The sequence below is a fragment of the Streptomyces sp. NPDC005485 genome (genome assembly GCF_040606085.1).
In the GTDB taxonomy this organism is placed as follows: domain Bacteria; phylum Actinomycetota; class Actinomycetes; order Streptomycetales; family Streptomycetaceae; genus Streptomyces.
On the sequence record NZ_JBEXDZ010000001.1, the window covers coordinates 169,016 to 189,552 of the forward strand.

Sequence of the window (20,537 nt, forward strand, 5' to 3'; positions counted from 1 at the left end):
TTAGGGGAAGGGGGTGGCGGGGCCGTCGCTCAGGCGCCCAGCACACCCCGCAACTGGCCCAGCCCCCAGTCCAGATCCTCCTTGGTGATCACCAGCGGCGGGGCGATCCGGATCGTCGAGCCATGCGTGTCCTTGACCAGCACACCGCGGTCCATCAGCTTCTCGGAGATCTCCCGGCCCGTGCCGTACGCCGGATCGATGTCGACGCCCGCCCACAGGCCGCGCCCGCGGACCTCGGTCACATGGCCGGAACCGGTCAACAGGCCGAGTTCGCGGTGGAGATGGTCGCCCAGCTCCGCCGCCCGGCGCTGGAAGTCGCCCGAGCGCAGCATCGCGATCACCTCCAGCGCCACCGCGCACGCGAGGGGGTTCCCGCCGAACGTCGACCCGTGCTCGCCCGGCCGGAACACACCGAGCACCTCACGCGAGGACACCACCGCCGAGACGGGCACGATCCCGCCGCCGAGCGCCTTGCCCAGCACGTACATGTCGGGCACCACACCCTCGTGCTCGCACGCGAACGTCCTCCCGGTGCGGCCGAGGCCCGACTGGATCTCGTCCGCGACGAACAGGACACCGCGCTCGCGCGTCAGCTCCCGCACGCCCGCCAGATAGCCGGCCGGCGGCACCAGCACCCCCGCCTCGCCCTGGATCGGCTCCAGGAGCACCGCCACCGCGTTCTCCGTGAGCGCGGCACGCATCGCGGTGAGATCGCCGTACGGCACGATCTCGAAGCCCGGTGTGTACGGCTCGTAGTCCGCCCGTGCCTCGCGGTCGGTGGAGAAGCTGATGAGCGTCGTCGTACGGCCGTGGAAGTTGCCGGCCGCGACGACGATCTTCGCCATTCCGGAGGGCACACCCTTGACCCGGTAGCCCCACTTGCGGGCCGCCTTCACCGCGGTCTCCACCGCCTCCGCGCCGGTGTTCATCGGCAGCACCAGCTCCATCCCGCACAGCTCGGCGAGCTGCCCGCAGAAGTCGGCGAACCGGTCGTGGTGGAATGCCCGCGAGGTCAGCGTCACCCGCTCCAGCTGGGCTCTGGCCGCGTCGATCAGCCGCCGGTTGCCGTGGCCGAAGTTCAGCGCCGAGTATCCGGCCAGCAGGTCGAGGTAGCGGCGGCCCTCGACGTCCGTCATCCAGGCCCCGTCCGCGGTCGCCACGACGACCGGCAGCGGGTGGTAGTTGTGCGCGCTGTGCGCGTCGGCGGCGGCGATCAGGGTTTCGGTAGTGCTCACGGGGTCTCCCTCTCCAACCGCACGGGTGCTTGTGGCCCCCTTCCTATCGTCGCTCGCATGGTGGACGCAGGAACCCGGCGATCCGGCGCGCCCGGTAGGCTGACCGGCGGGCCGTGACTGGCGCGCTGGGATGGGACCGACCATCGGGGAGCGGCCCTGGACGTCGTACGGAAGTACGGCGGTCCAGCGACTGTGTGCCGTGCGCCTGGGCCGAACCGTGAACGCTGAACCCACGCCGTCCGGAGGTCCCGCCGATGTCAGAACCCCTCTCCACCGAATCCACCGCCTTCCGCGCCGCCCTCGACGTGATCCGTGCCGTCGAACCGCGCGTGGCCGACGCCATCGGCCAGGAGGTGCACGACCAGCGCGAGATGCTCAAGCTGATCGCCTCCGAGAACTACGCCTCCCCGGCCACCCTCCTGGCCATGGGCAACTGGTTCAGCGACAAGTACGCCGAGGGCACCGTCGGCCGCCGCTTCTACGCCGGCTGCCGCAACGTCGACACCGTCGAGGCCCTCGCCGCCGAGCACGCCCGCGAACTCTTCGGCGCCCGGCACGCCTACGCCCAGCCGCACTCCGGCATCGACGCCAACCTGGTCGCCTTCTGGGCCGTCCTCGCCGACCGCGTGGAGGCCCCGGCGCTCGCCGAGGCCGGCGTCCGCAACGTGAACGACCTCTCCGACGCCGACTGGGCCGAGCTGCGCCGGGCCTTCGGCAACCAGCGCATGCTGGGCATGTCCCTGGACGCGGGCGGCCACCTCACGCACGGCTTCCGCCCGAACATCTCCGGCAAGATGTTCGACCAGCGCTCCTACGGCACCGACCCGGCCACCGGCCTCATCGACTACGAGGCCCTGCGCGCGTCCGCCCGCGAGTTCAAGCCGCTGATCATCGTCGCCGGCTACTCCGCCTACCCGCGCCTGGTGAACTTCCGCATCATGCGGGAGATCGCCGACGAGGTCGGCGCGACGCTCATGGTCGACATGGCGCACTTCGCCGGTCTCGTCGCGGGCAAGGTCCTCACCGGCGACTTCGACCCGGTCCCGCACGCCCAGATCGTCACCACCACCACGCACAAGTCGCTGCGCGGCCCGCGCGGCGGCATGGTCCTGTGCGACGACTCCCTCAAGGACCAGGTCGACCGCGGCTGCCCGATGGTGCTGGGCGGCCCGCTCCCGCACGTCATGGCCGCCAAGGCCGTCGCCCTCGCCGAGGCCCGCCGCCCCGAGTTCCGCGACTACGCCCAGGCCGTCGTCGACAACGCCCGCGCGCTCGCCGAGGGCCTGATGAGGCGCGGCGCCACCCTGGTCACCGGCGGCACCGACAACCACCTCAACCTGATCGACGTCGCCTCCTCCTACGGCCTCACCGGCCGCCAGGCGGAGACCGCCCTGCTCGACTCGGGCATCGTCACCAACCGCAACGCCATCCCCGCCGACCCGAACGGCGCCTGGTACACCTCCGGCATCCGCATCGGCACCCCGGCGCTCACCACGCGCGGCCTGGGCGCGGCCGAGATGGACGAGATCGCGGGCCTCATCGACCGCGTCCTGACCACCGCCGAGCCGGGCACCACCAGCAAGGGCGCCCCGTCCAAGGCCCAGCACGTGCTGGACCCGAAGATCGCGGACGAGATCGCCCACCGCGCGACCGACCTGCTGACCGGTTTCCCGCTGTACCCGGAGATCGACCTCGGCTGATCCCCGCGCGGCCGATCCCCGCGGGGTTCACAGATCGATCAGTTCCTGTCGTGGCTCCCGCGGCGGTCCGGGCTCGTGCCGGGCCGCCGCGCGGCGTATCAGCAGACTGCCGCCCACGCCGAGGGCCAGGCCCCCGGCGAGCCCCGTGACCGCCCACCGCACGCTGTCCGACGTCCCCTTGTCCGCCGCGGCGGACGTGGTGGTGGCCGTACGCGCGGGTCCGAGCAGCCCGTCGCGGTTCAGCTCGTCGAAGACCGTCCGCGAGGCCCGGTGCCAGCGGATGTCGTCGTCCTCCACGTCGGGCGCCGGGTCGGTGCGCACCCACACCACGCCGTCGGCCGCCTGGAACACCTGGTCCACGCGTTCCATGGCGATGTCCCCGCCGGGCGCCCGCTGCGTGTACGGCCAGCCCCCGATGCCCGTCATGCCCCATAGCACGGTGACCCGCACCTGCGGGAGGCGGCCCTCCTGCCAGGCCTCCGGGACCGCCTCGCTGTCCGTGTCCGTGGGCGCCAGCAACTGCCACAGCCGGGCGAAGTCCCGCTGGCCGGACCGCAGGGCGACCGTCCGCGCTGTGCCGTTCGTCACGACGAGCGCGAGATCGGGTACGTCCCGGTCCGTGGCCTGCGCCCGGGACGCCCCCGGCCCCGTCAGCACCACGGCCGCAGCCGCCGTCACCGCCACCAGCCCACCGAACCCGCGCATCGGTCTCCCTCCCATGTCTTCCCCCTTGTTACACCGTCGCCGACGGATAGGTTCCCGTCTGTTTCCGCCCTGTCCCTGATCGTGCCCGTACACCTGAGAGAATGGTGGACATGGCCTCTGATCGTCCTCGCGTGCTCTCCGGAATCCAGCCCACAGCAGGCTCGTTCCACCTCGGCAACTACCTCGGCGCCGTCCGCCAGTGGGTCGCCCTGCAGGAGTCCCACGACGCGTTTTACATGGTCGTCGACCTGCACGCGATCACCGTTCCGCAGGACCCGGCCGAGCTGCGCGCCAACACCCGGCTCGCCGCCGCGCAGCTCCTCGCCGCCGGTCTCGACGCGGATCGCTGCACGCTCTTCGTGCAGAGCCATGTGCCCGAGCACGCCCAGCTCGCCTGGGTCATGAACTGCCTGACCGGTTTCGGTGAGGCGTCCCGCATGACCCAGTTCAAGGACAAGTCGGTCAGACACGGCGCGGACCGGGCCTCCGTCGGCCTGTTCACGTACCCCGTCCTCCAGGTCGCGGACATCCTGCTGTACCAGGCGCACGAGGTCCCGGTCGGCGAGGACCAGCGCCAGCACGTCGAGCTGACCCGCGACCTCGCCGAGCGGTTCAACGGCCGCTTCGGCGAGACCTTCGTGATCCCGAAGCCGTACATCCTCAAGGAGACGGCGAAGATCTTCGATCTCCAGGACCCGTCGATCAAGATGAGCAAGTCGGCGTCCACGCCGAAGGGCCTGATCAACCTCCTCGACGAGCCGAAGGCGACGGCGAAGAAGGTCAGGAGCGCGGTCACCGACACCGACACGGTCATCAGGTATGACGTGGCCGAGAAGCCGGGTATCAGCAACCTGCTGACCATCTACTCGACGCTCACCGGAACCGGTATCGCGGAACTGGAGCAGAACTACGCCGGCAAGGGCTACGGTGCGCTCAAGACGGACCTCGCCGAGGTCATGGTCGACTTCGTGACGCCGTTCCGGGAGCGCACCCAGCAGTATCTGGACGACCCGGAGACGCTCGACTCGATCCTGGCCAAGGGTGCCGAGAAGGCGCGCGCCGTCGCCGCGGAGACGCTCTCCCAGGCGTACGACAAGGTGGGCTTTCTGCCCGCCAAGCACTGACACCGGGTCCGACCGCCGGCGCGACCGCCGGTAAGAGACGAGCACGACACCGGTACGACGCCCGCTACGGGGCCGCACGGCCGTACAGTCGACAGTCGAGCCGGCAGTCGCGCCTGCCTGCCGGGCCGGCTCGACCCGACAGCACGACAACACCACGACACCTCAACACGACGAAGGAGACGACGTGGGGACCGTAACGATCGGTGTCTCGATCGCGGTCCCGGAGCCTCATGGCAGCCTGCTCCAGGAGCGGCGCGCGGGCTTCGGCGACCCCGCGGCTTCCGGTATCCCCACGCACGTCACCCTGCTGCCGCCGACGGAGGTCGAGAACTCGGCGCTGCCCGCGATCGAGGCGCACCTCGTCGAGGTCGCGGCCGCCGGGCGCCCCTTCCCGATGCGGCTGTCCGGGACGGGCACCTTCCGCCCGCTCTCCCCGGTGGTCTACGTCCAGGTCGTCGAGGGCGCCGCGGCCTGCACCTGGCTGCAGAAGCAGGTCCGCGACGCCTCCGGGCCCGTGGCGCGCGAGCTGCACTTCCCCTACCACCCGCACGTCACCGTGGCGCACGGCATCGAGGACGCGGCGATGGACCGCGCGTTCGAGGAGCTCTCCGGCTACGAGGCGCAGTGGCCGTGCACGGGCTTCGCGCTCTACGAACAGGGGGCCGACGGCGTGTGGCGCAAGCTCCGCGAGTTCGCCTTCGGCGGCGCCGTCGTCCCGCCGCAGGCCGCCGCCCCCGCGGAGCGGGACAGCACGCCTGCCCGCTGAGCCCGTCGTGACCGGCCGCGCGGTTCGCCGAGCCTGCTCAGAGGTCTTCGACTACAGCGGCAGCCGTCGGAACAGCGGCCGCGGCACATGCCGCAGCGCCGACATCACCAGCCGCAGCGCGCCCGGCACCCACACCGTCTCGGACCGCCGCCGAAGCCCCAGCTCGATCGCCGTCGCGACCGCTTCCGGAGTGGTGGCCAGCGGGGCTTCCGTCAGGCCCGCCGTCATCCTCGTACGCACGAATCCGGGGCGTACGACCATGACGTGCACGCCGGTGCCGTGCAGCGCGTCGCCCAGGCCCTGGGCGAAGGCGTCCAGGCCCGCCTTGCTGGAGCCGTAGATGAAGTTGGCGCGGCGGGCGCGCTCCCCGGCGACCGAGGAGAGCACCACCAGCGAGCCGTGGCCCTGCGTCTGGAGCGCCCGCGCGCACACCAGCCCCGCCGACACGGCGCCCGTGTAGTTGGTCTGGGCGACCCGCACCGCGGACACCGGCTCCTTCTCGTCGCGCGCCTGGTCGCCGAGGACCCCGAAGGCGAGCAGCACCATGTCGAGGTCGCCCTCGGCGAAGACCTTGCCGAGCGCGGTCTCGTGGGAGTGGGGGTCGAGCGCGTCGAAGTCGACGGTCCGGGTGTCCGCGCCGAGCGCGCGCAGATGGGCTGCGGCCTTCTCCAGTTCGGGGGAGGGCCGGCCGGCCAGCCACACCGTGCGGGTGCGGCGGGCGATCAGCCGGCGGGCGGTGGCGAGGGCGATCTCGGAGGTGCCGCCGAGGATCAGCAGGGACTGGGGGGTGCCGAAGGCGTCCTTCATGGCAGCTTCTCCTAGAAGTTCAAGTTCATAATTCAAGTTCAGAAGTTCAGAAGTTCAGTCGACGGGACAGGTCCGAGGCGAAGACGCCCCGCGGGTCCAACTCGGCTCGCAGGGCCTGGAATTCGGCCAGCCGCGGATACATCCCCGCCAGCAGTTCCGGCCGCAGCCGCGCGTCCTTGGCGAGGTACACGCGGCCGTCCGCCGCCGCGACCTCCACGTCCAGCTCGTCGAGGAACGCGCCGAGGCCGGGCAGGTTGGCGGGGATGTCCAGGGCGAGGGTCCAGCCCGGCATCGGGAAGGACAGCCAGCCCGGATCGCCCTCCCCGAACCGCTTGAGGACGGCGAGGAAGGACGGGCAGCGGTGCGCGGAGATGCGGTGCACGATCCGGCGCAGGGCGTCCTCCTGCCCGTACCCGACGGCGAACTGGTACTGCACGAAGCCGCAGCGCCCGTAGATCCGGTTCCAGTGCGGGACCCCGTCGAGGGGGTGGAAGAAGGTGGAGATCTTCTGGAGCTGGCCGGTGCGCGCGACGGGCGCCTTGCGGTACCAGAGCTCGTTGAAGAGGCCGACCGTGGTGCGGCCGAGGAGGCCTTCGGGGACGAAGGCGGGGGCGGCCGGGAGCTGGGCGGGGCGGAACGCCAGCGGGTGGCGGCGGGCGCGGTCCGGCAGGGCGTCCAACGGGGCGTGGTCGCCGCGGGTGAGCACCGCGCGGCCCAGCGAACGGCCGCGTGCGAGCAGGTCGATCCAGGCCACCGAGTAGCGGTGGAGGTGGTCGGTGGCGGTGAGGCGGGCCATCAGGTCGTCGAGGTCGACGGCGCGTTCGGTGTCGACCATCATCAACGAGGTCTCGACGGGCTGCAGTTGGACGGTCGCCGTGAGGATCACCCCGGTCAGGCCCATGCCGCCCGCGGTGGCGTCGAAGAGAGGGGTGCCACGGCCGACCGTACGGATCCCGCCGTCCGCGGTCAGCAGCTCGAAGGAGAGCACATGGCGGGCGAACGACCCGGACACATGGTGGTTCTTGCCGTGGATGTCCGCGCCGATCGCGCCGCCGACCGTCACATACCGGGTCCCGGGCGTGACGGGCACGAACCAGCCGAGCGGCAGCAGGACTTCCATCAGCCGGTGCAGGGAGACGCCCGCGTCGCACAGCACCGTGCCGCCGTCCGCGTCGATGGCGTGGATGCGGTCGAGTCCCGTCATGTCGAACACGGCCCCTCCCGCGTTCTGGGCGGCGTCCCCGTACGCCCGCCCGAGCCCGCGCGCGATGCCACCGCGCGCCCCGCACTCCCGGACGGCGGCCACCATCTCCTCGTAGGTGCGCGGGCGGACCAGGCGGGCGGCGGTCGGGGCGGTGCGGCCCCAACCCGTGACGGAGACGGTGTCGGCAGGCATGGCCGTGACCGTAGCCCCGGAAAGGGTGCATAACTACCTAATCACCCCGATCCGCACGGCCCCTCACCGAAATGGGTGATTAATGGGATGTCGTCCTAGATTGCCGTAGTTCTGCGCTCACTCCCTAGAAGAGTGAGATCACATGGACGACCTTGACGGCGACCTTGCCGACGTTCTTGACGATGATCTTGGCGACGACTTCGCCGGCATGGACCGCCGGCTGCTGTCGACGCTGCACGCGTACGGCGCCGATCCGCGGGTGGCCGCCCTCGCGCGCGGCCTGTCCCGGGCCGGGGAGCACGGCGCGCTGTGGCTCGCCGCCGGGCTCGCGGGCGCGGCGGTCGACCGGGAACGGCGCCGCGCCTGGCTGCGCGGCACGGCACTCACCGCCGGCGCCCATCTGGCCAGCATGGGGGTGAAGCGGCTCGTGCGCCGCCCGCGCCCCGCACATGTGCGGCCGCTGGTCCGCACCGCCGGACGTCACTCCTTCCCCAGCTCGCACGCCACCTCGGCCGCCGCCGCCGCGGTCGCCTACGGAGCACTGGGCGCCCCCGCGGTCGCCCCGGTCGCCGCCGCCATGTGCCTGTCCAGGCTGGTCGTCGGCGTGCACTACCCCTCGGACGTCGCCGCGGGCGCGGCCCTGGGCGCCCTGACGGCCCGCCTCGGCGCCCGCTGGATGGGAGCCGACGCGGGCCCGGCTGCCCGCTGGATGGGAGCCGACCATGGCTGAGCGCACGGTACTGGTCACCGACCGCGCCACCACCGGACGCCGTAGCACCTCCCCGGCGCCCGCACGGCCCGGCGGACTCGCGCGGGGGCTGCTGCGCACCGCCCGCCCCCGCCAGTGGGTCAAGAACGTCCTCGTCGTCGCCGCCCCGGCCGCCGCCGGCCAGCTCTTCTCACGCCACTCCCTCACCCAACTCGCCCTCGTCTTCGTCCTGTTCACGGCCTGCGCGAGCGCCGTCTACCTGATCAACGACGCCCGGGACGCGGCCGCCGACCGCGCCCACCCCGTCAAACGGCACCGTCCGGTCGCCGCCGGACAGGTCCCCGTCCCCGTCGCCTACACCGTCGGCGGCATCCTCGCCGTCCTCGCCCCCACCGCCGCCGCCTGGCTCTGCTCGCCCTTCACCTCGGCGCTGCTCACCGCCTACCTCGGCATGCAACTCGCGTACTGCGTCAGCCTCAAGCACGTCCTCGTCGTCGACCTCGTCGTCGTCACGACAGGGTTCGTGATGCGCGCGATGATCGGCGGGCTCGCGCTCGGCATCCCGCTCTCGCGCTGGTTCCTCATCACCACCGGCTTCGGCGCGCTGTTCATGGTCTCGGCGAAGCGGTACTCCGAAGCCGTCCAGATGGCCGGAAAGGCAGGCGCCACACGGGCGTTGCTCACCGAGTACACCACCGGCTACCTGCGCTTCGTGTGGCAACTGGCCGCCGGGGTCTCCGTCCTCGGCTACTGCCTGTGGGCCCTGGAGGAGGGCGGCGTGCCCAGCACCAGCGTGCTGCCGTGGCGGCAGTTGTCGATGGTGGCCTACATTCTGGCCATCCTGCGCTACGCCGTCTTCGCCGACCGGGGCACGGCGGGCGAGCCCGAGGACGTCGTCCTGCGCGATCGTGCGCTCGCCCTCATCGGCCTGGCCTGGCTGGCCATGTACGGGCTCGCGGTGGCCAACTGGTGAGCATCGCCCAACGGCCCCTGGTTCACGAGCTGTTCGGCTTCGCCACCGCCGGACTCCTCGCCTACGCCGCCGATCTCGGCCTCTTCGTCTGGCTGCGCGGGCCCGTCGGGCTCGACCCGCTGACCGCCAAGTCGCTCTCCTTCATGGCCGGTTGCTCGGTCGCCTACGCGGGCAACGCACTCGGCACGTACCGCAACGCCCCACGCGGACTGCGCCAGTACGGCGCCTTCTTCGCCGTGAACGTCGCCGGAGCCCTCGTCCAGCTGCTGTGCATCGCCGTCAGCCACTACGGGCTCGGCTTCACCTCGCCGCGCGCGGACACCGTCTCGGGCGCCGGGATCGGCATGGCGCTCGCCACTGTCCTGCGGTTCTGGGGTACCCGGACATGGGTGTTCCGGCGGGAGGGAAGAATCGGATCATGGACTGGCTGAAAAAGCTCCCCGGTATCGGGCCGGTGGTCACGTGGCTGATGACCACGCACGCGTGGCGCTCCTACGAGCGTCTGGACCGGGTCAAGTGGACGCGGCTCGCCGCGGCGATGACCTTCATCAGCTTCATCGCGCTCTTCCCGCTGCTCACCGTCGCCGCGGCGATCGCCGCCGCCACGCTCAGCGACCGTCAGCAGACGGACCTCCAGGACAAGATCGCCGACCAGGTCCCCGGCATCTCCGACCAGATGGACATCCACTCGCTGGCCCAGAACGCGGGCACCGTCGGCGTCATCGCGGGCGCCCTGCTGCTGTTCACCGGCATCGGCTGGGTCGGCTCGATGCGGGAGTGCCTGCGCGCGGTGTGGGAGCGCGACGACGAGGAGGGCAACCCCTTTGTGCGCAAGCTCAAGGACGGCGGCGTGCTCGTCGGCCTGGGCGGCGCCGTCCTCGTCACCATCGCCGCGTCGACCGTCGCCTCCGCCATGGTCGGCTGGATCGCCGACCAGCTCGGCATCGAACGGGGCGGCTGGGGCAGCCTCGTGCTGCGGACCGCCGCGTTCCTCGTCGCCGTCCTCGCCGACTTCCTCCTCCTGCTGTACGTCCTCACACTGCTGCCCGGCGTCGAGCCCCCGCGGCGCCGGCTGATCACCGCCGCGCTGATCGGCGCGGTCGGCTTCGAGCTGCTGAAGCTGCTGCTCAGCGGCTATATCCAGGGCGTCGCCTCGAAGAGCATGTACGGCGCCTTCGGCGTGCCCGTCGCGCTACTGCTGTGGATCAACTTCACCTCGAAGCTCGTACTCTTCTGCGCCGCGTGGACGGCGACGCAGAGCGAGGGGGAGGCCGAGGGGGACGAGGAGCAGACCGAGGGGGCTGAGGATCAGGCCGAGGGGGCTGAGGGCGACGAGGAGGCTGAGGTGGAGGCCCAGGTCAGCGGCCCGAACGGCGACGCACCAGATCGGGCAGCGGCCAGCGGCGGTTGACCAGGAAGATCCCCGCGGCGAGCAGCACCAGCACGCCGCCCGCGATGCCCAGCGCGACGCCGATGCCACCCGTCCGCAGCTTCGCGTGCGAGGCCGCGGTCACCGGCTTGCCGGAGGCGGCGCCGTCCGGAGACGCGTTCGCCCCCGCCTGCGCGCTCGGCTCGACACCCTTCGGCGCGACCAGCTCACCCACCGGCTGGACCTTGTCGGCCGCCTGGAAACCCCAGTCGAGCAGCTTCGCCGCTTCCTTGTAGACCTCGTTGTGCTCGTCCTTCTCCGGGTTCATCACCGTGACGAGCAGCACCTTGCCGCCACGCTCCGCGACGCCGGTGAAGGTCGCCCCCGCGTTGGTGGTGTTGCCGTTCTTCACCCCTGCGATGCCCTGGTAAGGGGTGATGTCGCTGTCGCCGGCGAGCAGGCGGTTGGTGTTCTGGATCGCGAAGGACTCCCGGGTCTTCTTGCCCTTCTTGTTCTTCTTCGTCTCGCCCGGGAACTTCGCCGTGACCGTGGAGCAGTACTCCCGGAAGTCCTTCTTCTGCAGGCCGGAGCGGGCGAACAGGCTCAGGTCGTACGCCGAGGAGACCTGGCCCTTCTCGTCGTAGCCGTCCGGGCTGACGACATGCGTGTCGAGGGCCTGGAGGTCCTCGGCGTGCTCCTGCATGTCCTTGACCGTCTGGTCGACACCCTTGTTCATCGCGGACAGGACGTGCACCGCGTCGTTGCCGGAACGAAGGAAGACGCCGAGCCACAGGTCGTGGACCGAGTACGTCTCGTTCTCCTTTATCCCCACCATGCTGGAGCCCGCGCCGACGCCCGCGAGGTCCGACAACGCGACCTTGTGCGTCATCGTCTTCGGGAAGCGGGGCAGCAGTGTGTCGGCGAAGAGCATCTTCAGGGTGCTCGCCGGGGGCAGCCGCCAGTGCGCGTTGTGCGCGGCGAGAACGTCACCCGACTCGGCGTCGGAGACGATCCACGAGCGGGCGGTCAGGTCCTTCGGGAGCACGGGGGCACCGCTGCCGAGGTTCGCCTGCGTGCCGGGACGGCCGAGCTGCGCTCCGCCGACGGTCGACATGTTCGGCGGGGGTGTCACCGAAGGAGTCCCCGACGGGTCGGCCGAGGAGGACGGGTCGGCCGAGGAGGTCGTCGACGGGCTGGTCGTCGACGGGCTGGTCGTGGGACTCGGCGACGTGCTCCCGTCGGCGAACGCGGGCGCCGTCAGCGAGAGGGTCAACAGTGTGGCGGAGGCGACCAGCAAGGTGCGCTTGGCGGTCTTCTGAGGTGCGGGCACGGTCGGAAACGTACATGCCACAGCGCGTGAAGTCGCGCGGCCCTCCCCACCCCGGCCGCGGCGCCCGGCGAACGGCGGTGATACTGAACGTATGAAGCTCAGCCGCCCCGTCTCCTGGTTCCTGCTCGCCTTCGGGGTGTGGAGCTGGATCATCTGGATCACTTTCGTCAAGAACCTGTGGAAGGACGGCAGCGGGCTCGCGTTCGACGACGCGGGGGACCCGACGGCGTACTTCTGGGTGCATCTGACGCTCGCCGTCGTCTCCTTTGTTCTTGGGACGGTCGTCGGGGGCATCGGGTTGCGCGGAGTCCGCGCCCTGCGCCGCACGTCATAACGGGGGATACGTGGTCGTCGTCTTCGTGCTGGTGGGGCTGGTCGTTCTCGGCATGGTCGCGGGGCTGCACTGGTATGTGTGGCGGCGGCTCGTGCGGGACACGACGCGGGGGGCGGGGGTCGCGCGGCGCGTCGGTACCGGGGTGATCGTCGGCGGGCCCGTGCTGATGGTCGGGGCGTTGGTCGCCGAGCGGGGTGGGGCGCCGTTCTGGGTGCAGCAGGTGGTTGGCTGGCCCGGGTTCCTGTGGATGGCGCTCGCGATCTACCTGCTGTTGGGGGTTCTCGCCGGGGAGCTGGTGCGGCCCGTCGTTCGGCGCCTGCTCGGGGATCGGTCGGGGCCGGGCCGGAGCATCCGTCCTCGGTCCGGCGCGGAATCGGTCGCGTTTCAGGTGGAGGGCGTTGACGCGCCATCCGCTGCGGGCGGACGTTCCGGCCCGTCCCCTGCGGTCCGTACGCGACCGCCGGTGAGTGGGGGCGAGCGCCCCAGAGAGGATCCCAGTCGGCGGCTCTTTGTCTCGCGCGTGGTGGGTGGTGCGGTTGCTGCCGGTGCGGTGGGGACGGTCGGATACGGGGCGTACGGCGTCCTGCGCGGGCCCAGGGTCAAGCGGGTAACCGTTCCGCTGGCCAAGCTGCCGCGTTCTGCTCATGGGTTCCGGATCGCCGTGGTGAGCGACATCCACCTGGGGCCGGTGCTCGGGCGAGGCTTCGCCCAGAAGGTCGTCGACACGATCAACTCGACGCAGCCCGACCTGATCGCGGTGGTGGGGGATCTGGTCGACGGGAGCGTGAAGGACCTCGGGCCTGCTGCCGCGCCCCTCGCGGGGCTCCGGGCTCGGCACGGCTCGTTCTTCGTGACGGGGAATCACGAGTACTTCTCCGGAGCCGCCCAATGGGTGGAGGAAGTACGGGAGTTGGGGATCCATCCCCTGGAGAACGCCCGCGTGGAGGTGGACGGCTTCGACCTGGCAGGGGTGAACGACCTCCAGGGAGAGAGCGAAGGCCAGGGCCCCGACTTCGGGGCAGCGCTGGGGGATCGGGACAGGGCGAGGGCTTGCGTGCTGCTCGCCCATCAGCCGGTACAGATCCATGACGCCGTACGACACGGAGTCGACCTCCAGCTGTCCGGACACACCCACGGCGGCCAGCTGTGGCCGGGCAACTTTGTGGCTGAGCTCGCCAATCCGACGGTTGCTGGACTGGAGCGCTACGGCGACACGCAGTTGTACGTGTCCCGGGGCGCGGGGGCCTGGGGGCCGCCGGTGCGGGTGGGGGCGCCGTCGGACATCACTGTGGTGGAGCTGGCGTCGCTGCGGGCGTGAGCGGGCGCAGCCGCATCCTGCAGAGCCGCAATCGGTTCGAAATCCGGCTCGGTAAGTTCTTTCTCATCTCAACCAAAGCCTCTTCCCCCAGCTGAAACACCTGTGATTAGGTGATCCGCGCCACTGGGGAGTGGCATGAGGTGTGCCACAGGGGGAGTGGCTTGGGGGCCACGGGAACGTGGCATGGGAGGGGCAACCGATGCGTTCGGTTCGCGTGCGGGTTCTGGCGATGCTGCTTGTGCTGGCGGGCATCGGGGTGGGCGGCTGGCAGCTGCTGCCCGATCAGGAGGACTCCGACAGGACCATGGTGGTGGGCACGACCGACGCGGTGACGTCGCTCGATCCGGCCGGTGCGTACGACGCGGGGTCCTGGGCCCTGTTCAGCAACGTCTTCCAGACCCTGCTGACGTTCGAGTCGGGCGGTGCCACACCGGTGCCGGATGCCGCGAAGAGCTGCGCCTTCGTGAACGGCGGACTCAAGACGTACCGCTGCACCCTGCGGGACGACCTGAGCTTCCCGAGCGGGCGCAGGATGACCGCAGAGGACGTCAAGTACTCCTTCGACCGGGTCAAGGCCATCAAGGACGACCAGGGCCCCGAGTCCCTGCTCGACACCCTCGGCTCGGTCGACGCCGACGGACTGACCGTCACTTTCCACCTGTCCTCGCCGGACGCGACCTTCCCGTTCAAGGTGGCCACCGGCGCCGGCTCGATCGTCGACCACACGCGCTACGCGAAGGACGCCCTGCGATCCGGCTCCGACGCCGACGGCAGCGGACCGTACCTGCTCAAGTCGTATACGAAGGACAAGCAGGCCGACCTCGCGCCGAACCCGGACTACCGCGGCGCCATCAAGCAGGCCGGCACGCCGATCGAGATGCGCTACTACACCAGCGCCGAGGCGCTCGCCGCGGGCTGGAAGGCGAAGGAGGTGGACGTCGCCACCCGCCAGCTGCCCCCGGCGCTGCTCTCCGGCCTCTCGCCGAGCGACACCTCGCAGCGCGTCACCGTCTCCGACAGCGCCGAGACCCGCAACCTCTTCCTCAACGTCCGCCCGAACTCCGCCCTCCACGACCGCCGCGTACGGCAGGCCCTCGCGCTGCTGGTCAACCGCGAGCAGTTGGTCGACGAGACGTACAAGGGGACCGACGACCCGCTCTACGGGCTGATCCCGGCGGGGATCACGGGGCACACGACCGCGTACTTCGACGCCTATCCCAAGCCCGATGCCAAGAAGGCCCGCGAACTGCTGATCGAGGCCGGTGTGACGCTGCCGGTGCACTTCACGTACGGGTACGGCGCCGGGCGCGGGTCCGGTGCCGCCGAGGCCGCCGAGCTGAAGCGGCAGGTGGAGGCCTCCGGGCTGTTCAAGGTGACGACCAAGGGCCTTGAGTGGACCAAGTTCCAGGAGCAGTACGCGAAGGGCAGGTTCGACGCGTACGCCGCCGGGTGGGTCGCCGACTTCCCCGACCCGGACACCTTCAGCGCCGCGCTCGTCGGCACCGGCGGCTCCATGAAGAACGGGTACAGCAGCAAGGACGTCGACCGGCTGATCCTGGACAGTCAGCAGTACAGCGACCGCAGCCGCACCACGGCCGACTTCCGGCAGATGCAGGACATCGTGGCCAGGGACGTTCCGCTGATTCCCTTGTGGCAGGGCAAGGAGTATGTACTCAGCAGTGAGGACGTCGGCGGTGGCCAGTACCTGTCGGACGGCACCGGTGTCTTCCGTCTCTGGCGGCTGGGCTGGATATGACAGTTGACGTGATTTCGCGGGGCCGTTCCGCACCGCGGTGACATTGCGCCCTCACCCAACGCAGCTGAATGTGTAAGAGGCGTGCGCGGGGTGAGGAGCAGACGTGTTGAGACGCAACTCCTTCCGGCTGCCACGGCATCCGGCGTCCGTCGGCCTCGCCAGACGCCGGGTCCGGGACCATCTGGCCGACTGGGGGCACAGCAACGACGACCCCACCCTGGAGGACGTCGTCCTGCTCGTCTCCGAGCTGGCGACCAACGTCGTACGCCATGGCCCGCTCCTTGAACGGGAGTTCGAGGTCGCGGTGACCGCCCTCGCCGACGGCTCCTGCTTCATCGAGGTGTCCGACGAGAGCCTCGCCGAGCCCCGGCTGCGCGTGACCACCGAGTGGGAGGAGAGCGGCCGCGGCCTCCACCTGGTGGAGGGGATCGCGGCCGCGTGGGGGGTGTGGGGCCGGGGGCGGTACGGCAAGACGGTGTGGGTGCTCGTGCCTGCCACTGCCGTCTAGCCGTACCGGTGCCGGTGTGTCTGCGCCCGGTTCTTACGGTGCCGTCGGCTGCGAGCCGTACGCCGTCAGGAAGCGGTCGCGGAACGAGCTCATCTTCCAGACCGGGGCGTCGTGCGCCGGCTGCAGACCGTCCGTCCAGTGCCAGTCGGCGATCTTGTCCAGCACCTTCGGGTCGTGCGCCACGATCGCGACCGGCACATCACGGCTGGCGTGGTTGCCGCTGACCTTGGCGATCGGCTGGTGGTCACCGAGGAAGACGAGGACCGTGTTCTTGTTGCCGTACTTGATCACGTAGTCGATGAGGCTCGTCACCGAGTACTGGATGGACTTGCCGTACTCGGCACGCACCTGGTCGGTCTGCTTCCACACGTCCGTCGGCCGCTTGGCCGCCTTCTCGATGCCGTCGTAGACCGAGCCGTCCCCGACCTGGGAGTCCGGGATCGTCTTCGGGATGGGCGCCCAGGGGTTGTGGCTGGAGGTCAGGATCAGGAACGACATCAGCGGCTTGGCGTGCTTCTTGCCGTGCTCCAGCCGCTCGAACGCCTTCAGGGTGTACTGGTCGGGCATCGTCGACCAGCTGAACTTCGGGCCCTTGTAGCCGAGCTTGTGGGAGTCGTAGATGCGGTCGAGGCCGTAGTACTTGCCCTCCGGCCAGCCCTTCTGGACGCCCGGCATGACGCCGACCGTCTCCCAGGCGCCGGTGCGCCGGAACGCGTCGGTCAGCGGCATGTGGTCGCTCGCCATCACCGTGCGGTAGCGCTGCTGGTTGGAGATCCACAGGCCCGACATGAAGGTGGAGTGGCCGAGCCAGCTGCCCGCGCCGTACGTCGCCGAGGTGAGCCAGCCGCTCTCCGAGCCCCAGCCCGCCTTCTTCAGCTTCGCGGTCGCCGAGGTGAGCGTCGCGTCGACGCCCGGCGCCATGATCGGGTCCTCGATCGCGCTGCGGCCGTAGCTCTCGATGAAGGTGAACATCATGTCCTTGCCGCGCAGCCCTGTGAGCAACTGGTCGCCCGGCAGAGCGGCGAAGTTGTCCTTCTTGGTCTCCTTCGCGAACACCGCCTCGTCCTTCAGCGTCTGGTCCACCCGCTCCACGCGGTCCTTGGCCTCCGACACCGTGCTCTTCGACGCGACGGGCTCGCCTGCGACCTGCAGACCCAGGGCCGTGCAGGTGATCCACGCCGTTCCCAGGACCAGCGTGGTGCGGGTCGACACCGCGGTGTTGCGCGCCATCAGGTTGCTCAGCCGGATCACTGCCAGCGTCATCAGGACGAGCACCAGGACTACGGCCACCACCGCCGCGATCGCCGTGAGGATCGCGCCCGTCCTGCCGACCGAGTCCTGCAGGAACGACTCGGCGTCGGCGAACAGCGGCCAGTCCAGGACGATGTTGAAGCCCCGGCCGAGGTACTGCTTGAAGCCCATGTCCAGCATGTTGAGGATGGCCAGCGCGCCGATCGTCAGCCCGCCGAGCGCGGCGGCCACCAGGCGTGGCCACTTCGGCAGCACGAGCAGTACGGCCGCGCCGAGGACGGCCTCCAGCGGGATGTGCGCGAACGCGCGGGGCGTGAGGAGATCGAGGTTGGTCGGCACGAGGAGGCCCGCGAGGACGAACGCCGCGGCCAGCACCGTGGTCGTCCACGCCACGATCCGGGCGGCCAGCGGGTAGCGGATACGCCAGCCGCGCCAGCCGGGGCGGGAGGGACCGGGGACCTCGTCGGTCGGGGGCTTGTCGGCCGTGCCGTCGCCGCCGTCGTCGCCACCGGGGTCGCCCGGGCCGGCGGTGGCTTCTTCGGCGTCGGCCTTGTCGGCGGCCACGGACTCCTCGGCGGCCTTCTCGGCATCCTCTTCGTCGGCCGTCTCGGTGGCTGTGGCGGTATCGGTATCGGCGGCGGTTTCGGTGGGAGCCTCGGTGGTGGCCTCGGCCTTGTCCGTGTCCGCTGCCGTAGCCGTGCCGACAGCGTCGGTCGTATCCGAATCTGTGTTCGGATCCGTATCCGTGCTGATGGCCGCCGTTTTCTCGCCCTCGGCGGTGGTGTCCGCCGCCGGGGCTTCGGAGGTTGCCGGGTCCGTGTCCGGCTGGTGCTCAGAGCGCGTGGAGAACGACAACCCCAGGGTCCTTCCGTGCGAAACGCGGTGGTGGCACGGCGGACCGGGCGCGGAAGGTCTCAGCCGCCGTACTCAGTCGCCGTTCTCCTTATCTGTACGGCACATCGGCGCCGTCCGTTCAGTCAGCTCACCGCATGGGTCGCGGCCGGCAGTGTGACCGTCACCGCGAGCCCCGCGCCGGGCGCCGTCACCACCGCGACCTCGCCCCCGTGCGCCGCCACCACGCCCTGCACGATGGCCATGCCGAGACCGCTGCCGGCGCCGCCGCCCGCCCGGAAGAACCGGTCGAAAATGCGCGCCGCGTCCTCCTCGGCGAGCCCCGGCCCCTCGTCCGCGACACTCAGGCGTACGACACCGTCCACGCGCTCCAGACCGAAGGTGACCGGGACCTCGGCGGGCGTGTGCGTGCGCACGTTGCCCACGAGGTTGCCGAGGACCTGGCGCAGTCCCGACTCGTCGGCGTGCACCAGCAGGGTGCCGTCGGCGCCGACGCTCACCGGGCGGCCGGGCTGCTGGGCCCGCAGGTCCTCGGCGGCGTCGCGGACCAGGCGGCTCAGGTCGACGTTGCGGAAGCGGAGTTCCGGCTGTTGGTCCAGGCGGGCCAGGGTGAGGAGTTCGTCGACGAGCCGGCCCATGCGGTCGACCTCGCCGTTCATGCGGTCCCAGGCCCGCTTGCGCTCGGCCGGATCGCGCAGCATCCCCTTGTCGTACAACTGGAGGTAGCCGCGGATCGCGGAGAGCGGGGTGCGCAGTTCGTGCGAGGCGTCCCCGACGAAACGGCGCAGCTGGGCCGCGCTGCGCTCGCGCGTGCGGTATGCCGACTCGACCTGGTGGAGCATCGAGTTGAGGGCGAGGCGCAGCTGCTCGACCTCCTGGGTCGGGTGGTGGCTGGAGGGCACCCGGCGCGTCAGGTCGCCCTCGGCGATCGCCGACGACGTCTCCACCATGTCCTCCAGCGGCCGCATCCGGCGGCGCACGCTGAACAGCGTCACACAGGCGAGCAGCGAAATGAGCAGGGTGCCAACAGCCAAGTCGAGCCTGAGCGCCTTGGCTATGCCCTTGTGCAGCCCGTCGGTGGAGGTGGCGAACAGGACGTACATGCCGTCGGCGAGCCGGGTCGCGGTCACCCGGTAGGCGGCGTCGTGCACGGTGACGTCGTGCGGTTCGCTGTCGTGGGCGAGGGCGCGGGGGTCGTCGACCGCGTCGGCCAGCGCGAGCTGGGTGCCGGTCGGCGCGAAGCCGGCGACGGTGACGGCCTTCCCGCGGGTGTCGACGCCCACGAAGATCGAGTCCGGTTTGGGCCGCTCGTCCGTCGGCGACACGAGCCGGTCGCGGACGAACGCCAGCGCGCTCAGCGAGTTGATGTCCCGCATGGTGAGCCCGGAACTCCCCAGTGAGTCCCGGGTCTTTGTCAGCTGGGCGTCGACCTGGTCGAGCAGGTAGTGCCGCATGCCCATCAGGCTGACGCCGGTCGCGACGATGATGCCGAGGGCGAGCAGCGCCACGTTCGCGAGGGTCAGTCCGCCGCGCAGGGAGTGGATCCCGTGGCGGTGGCGGTGCCGGATGTTCACGCGAGCCCGTATCCGACGCCCCGCCGGGTCTGGATCACCGGCGGCCCCAGGGTGTCGAGCTTGCGCCGCAGATAGCTGATGTACGTCTCCACGACCGTGGACTCAGCCGAGTGCTCGTACTGCCATACATGACGCAGCAGTTGCTCCTTGGGCACGATCCGCCCGCCGTTGCGGACGAGGAAGCGCAGCAAGGCGTACTCGGTGGGGGTGAGCTCCACCGTGCGGTCGCCGCGGTGCGCGCAGTACGTCGTCTCGTCCAGTTCCAGGTCGCCGTAGCGCAGCGGCGGGCGCTGCGGGAGGACGTCGGCGGGGCGGGTGCGGCGCAGTACGGCGGAGATGCGGGCGATCACCTCGTCGATGTTGAACGGCTTGGTGATGTAGTCGTCTCCGAAGCCCAGGGCGCCGACTATCTCGGCGGGCGCGTCGCGGGCGGTGAGGAAGACGATCGCCAGGTCGGGCTGTCGTAGCCGTAGTTCGGTGCCCAGCGCCCGGCCGTCGCCGTCCGGCAGCATCACGTCGAGAAGCGCCGCGTCGGGCCGGGTGCGCTCGGCGAGGGTGAGCGCCTCGCGGACGGTGCCCGCGATCATCACCTCGAAGCGGTGGTAGCGCAGGGCGATGGCGAGGACGTCGGCGATGCTCGGCTCGTCCTCGACGACCAGCACGGTTCCTGGAGCCGTCATACCCCCAGTATCGGCAAGCGCGCTGATCCGTGGGGCCGTTCGCGCCTTGGAGTTCCTTGAGAGTCATGGGCGAGCCGTGTTGTCGCGTGCGCGTCGGCGCCAATGCTGGTGCCCAGGACCTGGGGGACCGACCGAGCGACAATCGAAGGA

The 20,537-nt window shown here is 70.7% G+C and carries 19 protein-coding genes; 11 read left to right on the top strand and 8 right to left on the bottom strand.

All coding sequences use genetic code 11. The annotated features are described in order from the left end of the window. Positions 1-29 precede the first annotated feature (29 nt). Positions 30-1,235, bottom strand: a complete 1,206-nt coding sequence (rocD, locus tag ABZS97_RS00770) for an ornithine--oxo-acid transaminase (protein ID WP_356131740.1) — start codon at positions 1,233-1,235, stop codon at positions 30-32. A gap of 254 nt (positions 1,236-1,489) precedes the next feature. Here rocD and ABZS97_RS00775 point away from each other — a divergent pair, with 254 nt between their 5' ends. Next, positions 1,490-2,935 (top strand): glycine hydroxymethyltransferase, encoded by a 1,446-nt coding sequence (locus ABZS97_RS00775; protein ID WP_356131743.1) that lies wholly within the window; start codon positions 1,490-1,492, stop codon positions 2,933-2,935. A 27-nt stretch (positions 2,936-2,962) separates the two neighbouring features. On the opposite strand, the gene ABZS97_RS00780 is transcribed toward ABZS97_RS00775, so the two are convergent. Then, on the bottom strand, positions 2,963-3,655 hold the full coding sequence (locus ABZS97_RS00780) for a hypothetical protein (RefSeq protein ID WP_356131746.1): 693 nt from the start codon (positions 3,653-3,655) through the stop codon (positions 2,963-2,965). Between the two features lie 95 nt (positions 3,656-3,750). Here ABZS97_RS00780 and trpS point away from each other — a divergent pair, with 95 nt between their 5' ends. Together trpS and ABZS97_RS00790 are read left to right on the top strand one after the other, a co-directional pair. Then, positions 3,751-4,764, top strand: a complete 1,014-nt coding sequence (gene trpS, locus ABZS97_RS00785; protein WP_356131749.1) for a tryptophan--tRNA ligase — start codon at positions 3,751-3,753, stop codon at positions 4,762-4,764. A gap of 184 nt (positions 4,765-4,948) precedes the next feature. Next, positions 4,949-5,530, top strand: coding sequence for a 2'-5' RNA ligase family protein (locus ABZS97_RS00790; protein WP_356131752.1), 582 nt, complete (start codon positions 4,949-4,951; stop codon positions 5,528-5,530). A 51-nt stretch (positions 5,531-5,581) separates the two neighbouring features. Here the strand turns inward: ABZS97_RS00790 and ABZS97_RS00795 are convergent, their stop codons facing one another. Together ABZS97_RS00795 and ABZS97_RS00800 are read right to left on the bottom strand one after the other, a co-directional pair. After that, positions 5,582-6,337, bottom strand: a complete 756-nt coding sequence (locus ABZS97_RS00795; protein ID WP_356131755.1) for a decaprenylphospho-beta-D-erythro-pentofuranosid-2-ulose 2-reductase — start codon at positions 6,335-6,337, stop codon at positions 5,582-5,584. A 46-nt stretch (positions 6,338-6,383) separates the two neighbouring features. Next, entirely contained in the window at positions 6,384-7,733 is a 1,350-nt protein-coding gene (locus ABZS97_RS00800) for an FAD-binding oxidoreductase (protein WP_356131758.1), read from the bottom strand. A 208-nt stretch (positions 7,734-7,941) separates the two neighbouring features. On the opposite strand from ABZS97_RS00800, the gene ABZS97_RS00805 reads away from it, so the two are divergent. From ABZS97_RS00805 to ABZS97_RS00820, 4 genes are read left to right on the top strand one after another with little or no spacing between them, the layout of a single operon-like run. Then, positions 7,942-8,463 carry a phosphatase PAP2 family protein gene (locus ABZS97_RS00805; RefSeq protein ID WP_356131978.1) on the top strand — a complete coding sequence of 174 codons (522 nt, stop codon included), beginning with the start codon at positions 7,942-7,944 and terminating at the stop codon, positions 8,461-8,463. Continuing rightward, entirely contained in the window at positions 8,456-9,415 is a 960-nt protein-coding gene (locus ABZS97_RS00810) for a decaprenyl-phosphate phosphoribosyltransferase (protein WP_356131761.1), read from the top strand. The genes ABZS97_RS00805 and ABZS97_RS00810 overlap by 8 nt, the downstream gene beginning before the upstream one ends. Beyond that, positions 9,412-9,846 (top strand): GtrA family protein, encoded by a 435-nt coding sequence (locus ABZS97_RS00815; protein WP_356131764.1) that lies wholly within the window; start codon positions 9,412-9,414, stop codon positions 9,844-9,846. Before ABZS97_RS00810 ends, ABZS97_RS00815 begins: the two co-directional genes overlap by 4 nt. Further along, positions 9,834-10,826, top strand: a complete 993-nt coding sequence (locus ABZS97_RS00820) for a YihY/virulence factor BrkB family protein (RefSeq protein WP_356131767.1) — start codon at positions 9,834-9,836, stop codon at positions 10,824-10,826. The genes ABZS97_RS00815 and ABZS97_RS00820 overlap by 13 nt, the downstream gene beginning before the upstream one ends. Here the strand turns inward: ABZS97_RS00820 and ABZS97_RS00825 are convergent. Next, a complete protein-coding gene (locus tag ABZS97_RS00825; protein ID WP_356131770.1) occupies positions 10,774-12,114 on the bottom strand; it encodes a D-alanyl-D-alanine carboxypeptidase in 1,341 nt (446 codons plus the stop codon). The genes ABZS97_RS00820 and ABZS97_RS00825 overlap by 53 nt on opposite strands. Positions 12,115-12,205: 91 nt before the next feature. Here ABZS97_RS00825 and ABZS97_RS00830 point away from each other — a divergent pair, with 91 nt between their 5' ends. The 4 genes from ABZS97_RS00830 (at position 12,206) to ABZS97_RS00845 (ending at position 16,030) form a co-directional block, all read left to right on the top strand. After that, positions 12,206-12,448, top strand: a complete 243-nt coding sequence (locus ABZS97_RS00830; protein WP_356131773.1) for a hypothetical protein — start codon at positions 12,206-12,208, stop codon at positions 12,446-12,448. Positions 12,449-12,458: 10 nt separating this feature from the next. After that, complete coding sequence (locus ABZS97_RS00835; RefSeq protein ID WP_356131776.1) at positions 12,459-13,766, top strand: metallophosphoesterase; 1,308 nt, start codon at positions 12,459-12,461, stop codon at positions 13,764-13,766. A gap of 199 nt (positions 13,767-13,965) precedes the next feature. After that, positions 13,966-15,522 (top strand): ABC transporter substrate-binding protein, encoded by a 1,557-nt coding sequence (locus ABZS97_RS00840; RefSeq protein ID WP_356131779.1) that lies wholly within the window; start codon positions 13,966-13,968, stop codon positions 15,520-15,522. 103 nt (positions 15,523-15,625) lie between these two features. Continuing rightward, positions 15,626-16,030 carry an ATP-binding protein gene (locus ABZS97_RS00845; protein WP_356131782.1) on the top strand — a complete coding sequence of 135 codons (405 nt, stop codon included), beginning with the start codon at positions 15,626-15,628 and terminating at the stop codon, positions 16,028-16,030. Between the two features lie 33 nt (positions 16,031-16,063). Here ABZS97_RS00845 and ABZS97_RS00850 read toward each other — a convergent pair whose 3' ends face one another. The 3 genes from ABZS97_RS00850 to ABZS97_RS00860 all read right to left on the bottom strand — a co-directional run bounded on the left by ABZS97_RS00850 (position 16,064) and on the right by ABZS97_RS00860 (position 20,387). Beyond that, on the bottom strand, positions 16,064-18,136 hold the full coding sequence (locus ABZS97_RS00850) for a sulfatase-like hydrolase/transferase (RefSeq protein WP_356131785.1): 2,073 nt from the start codon (positions 18,134-18,136) through the stop codon (positions 16,064-16,066). A gap of 122 nt (positions 18,137-18,258) precedes the next feature. Further along, the gene (locus ABZS97_RS00855; RefSeq protein ID WP_356131788.1) at positions 18,259-19,707 is read right to left on the bottom strand and encodes a HAMP domain-containing sensor histidine kinase; all 1,449 of its coding nucleotides are present in this window, start codon (positions 19,705-19,707) and stop codon (positions 18,259-18,261) included. Continuing rightward, positions 19,704-20,387, bottom strand: a complete 684-nt coding sequence (locus ABZS97_RS00860) for a response regulator transcription factor (protein WP_356131791.1) — start codon at positions 20,385-20,387, stop codon at positions 19,704-19,706. Before ABZS97_RS00860 ends, ABZS97_RS00855 begins: the two co-directional genes overlap by 4 nt. Between the last annotated feature and the right edge of the window lie 150 nt (positions 20,388-20,537).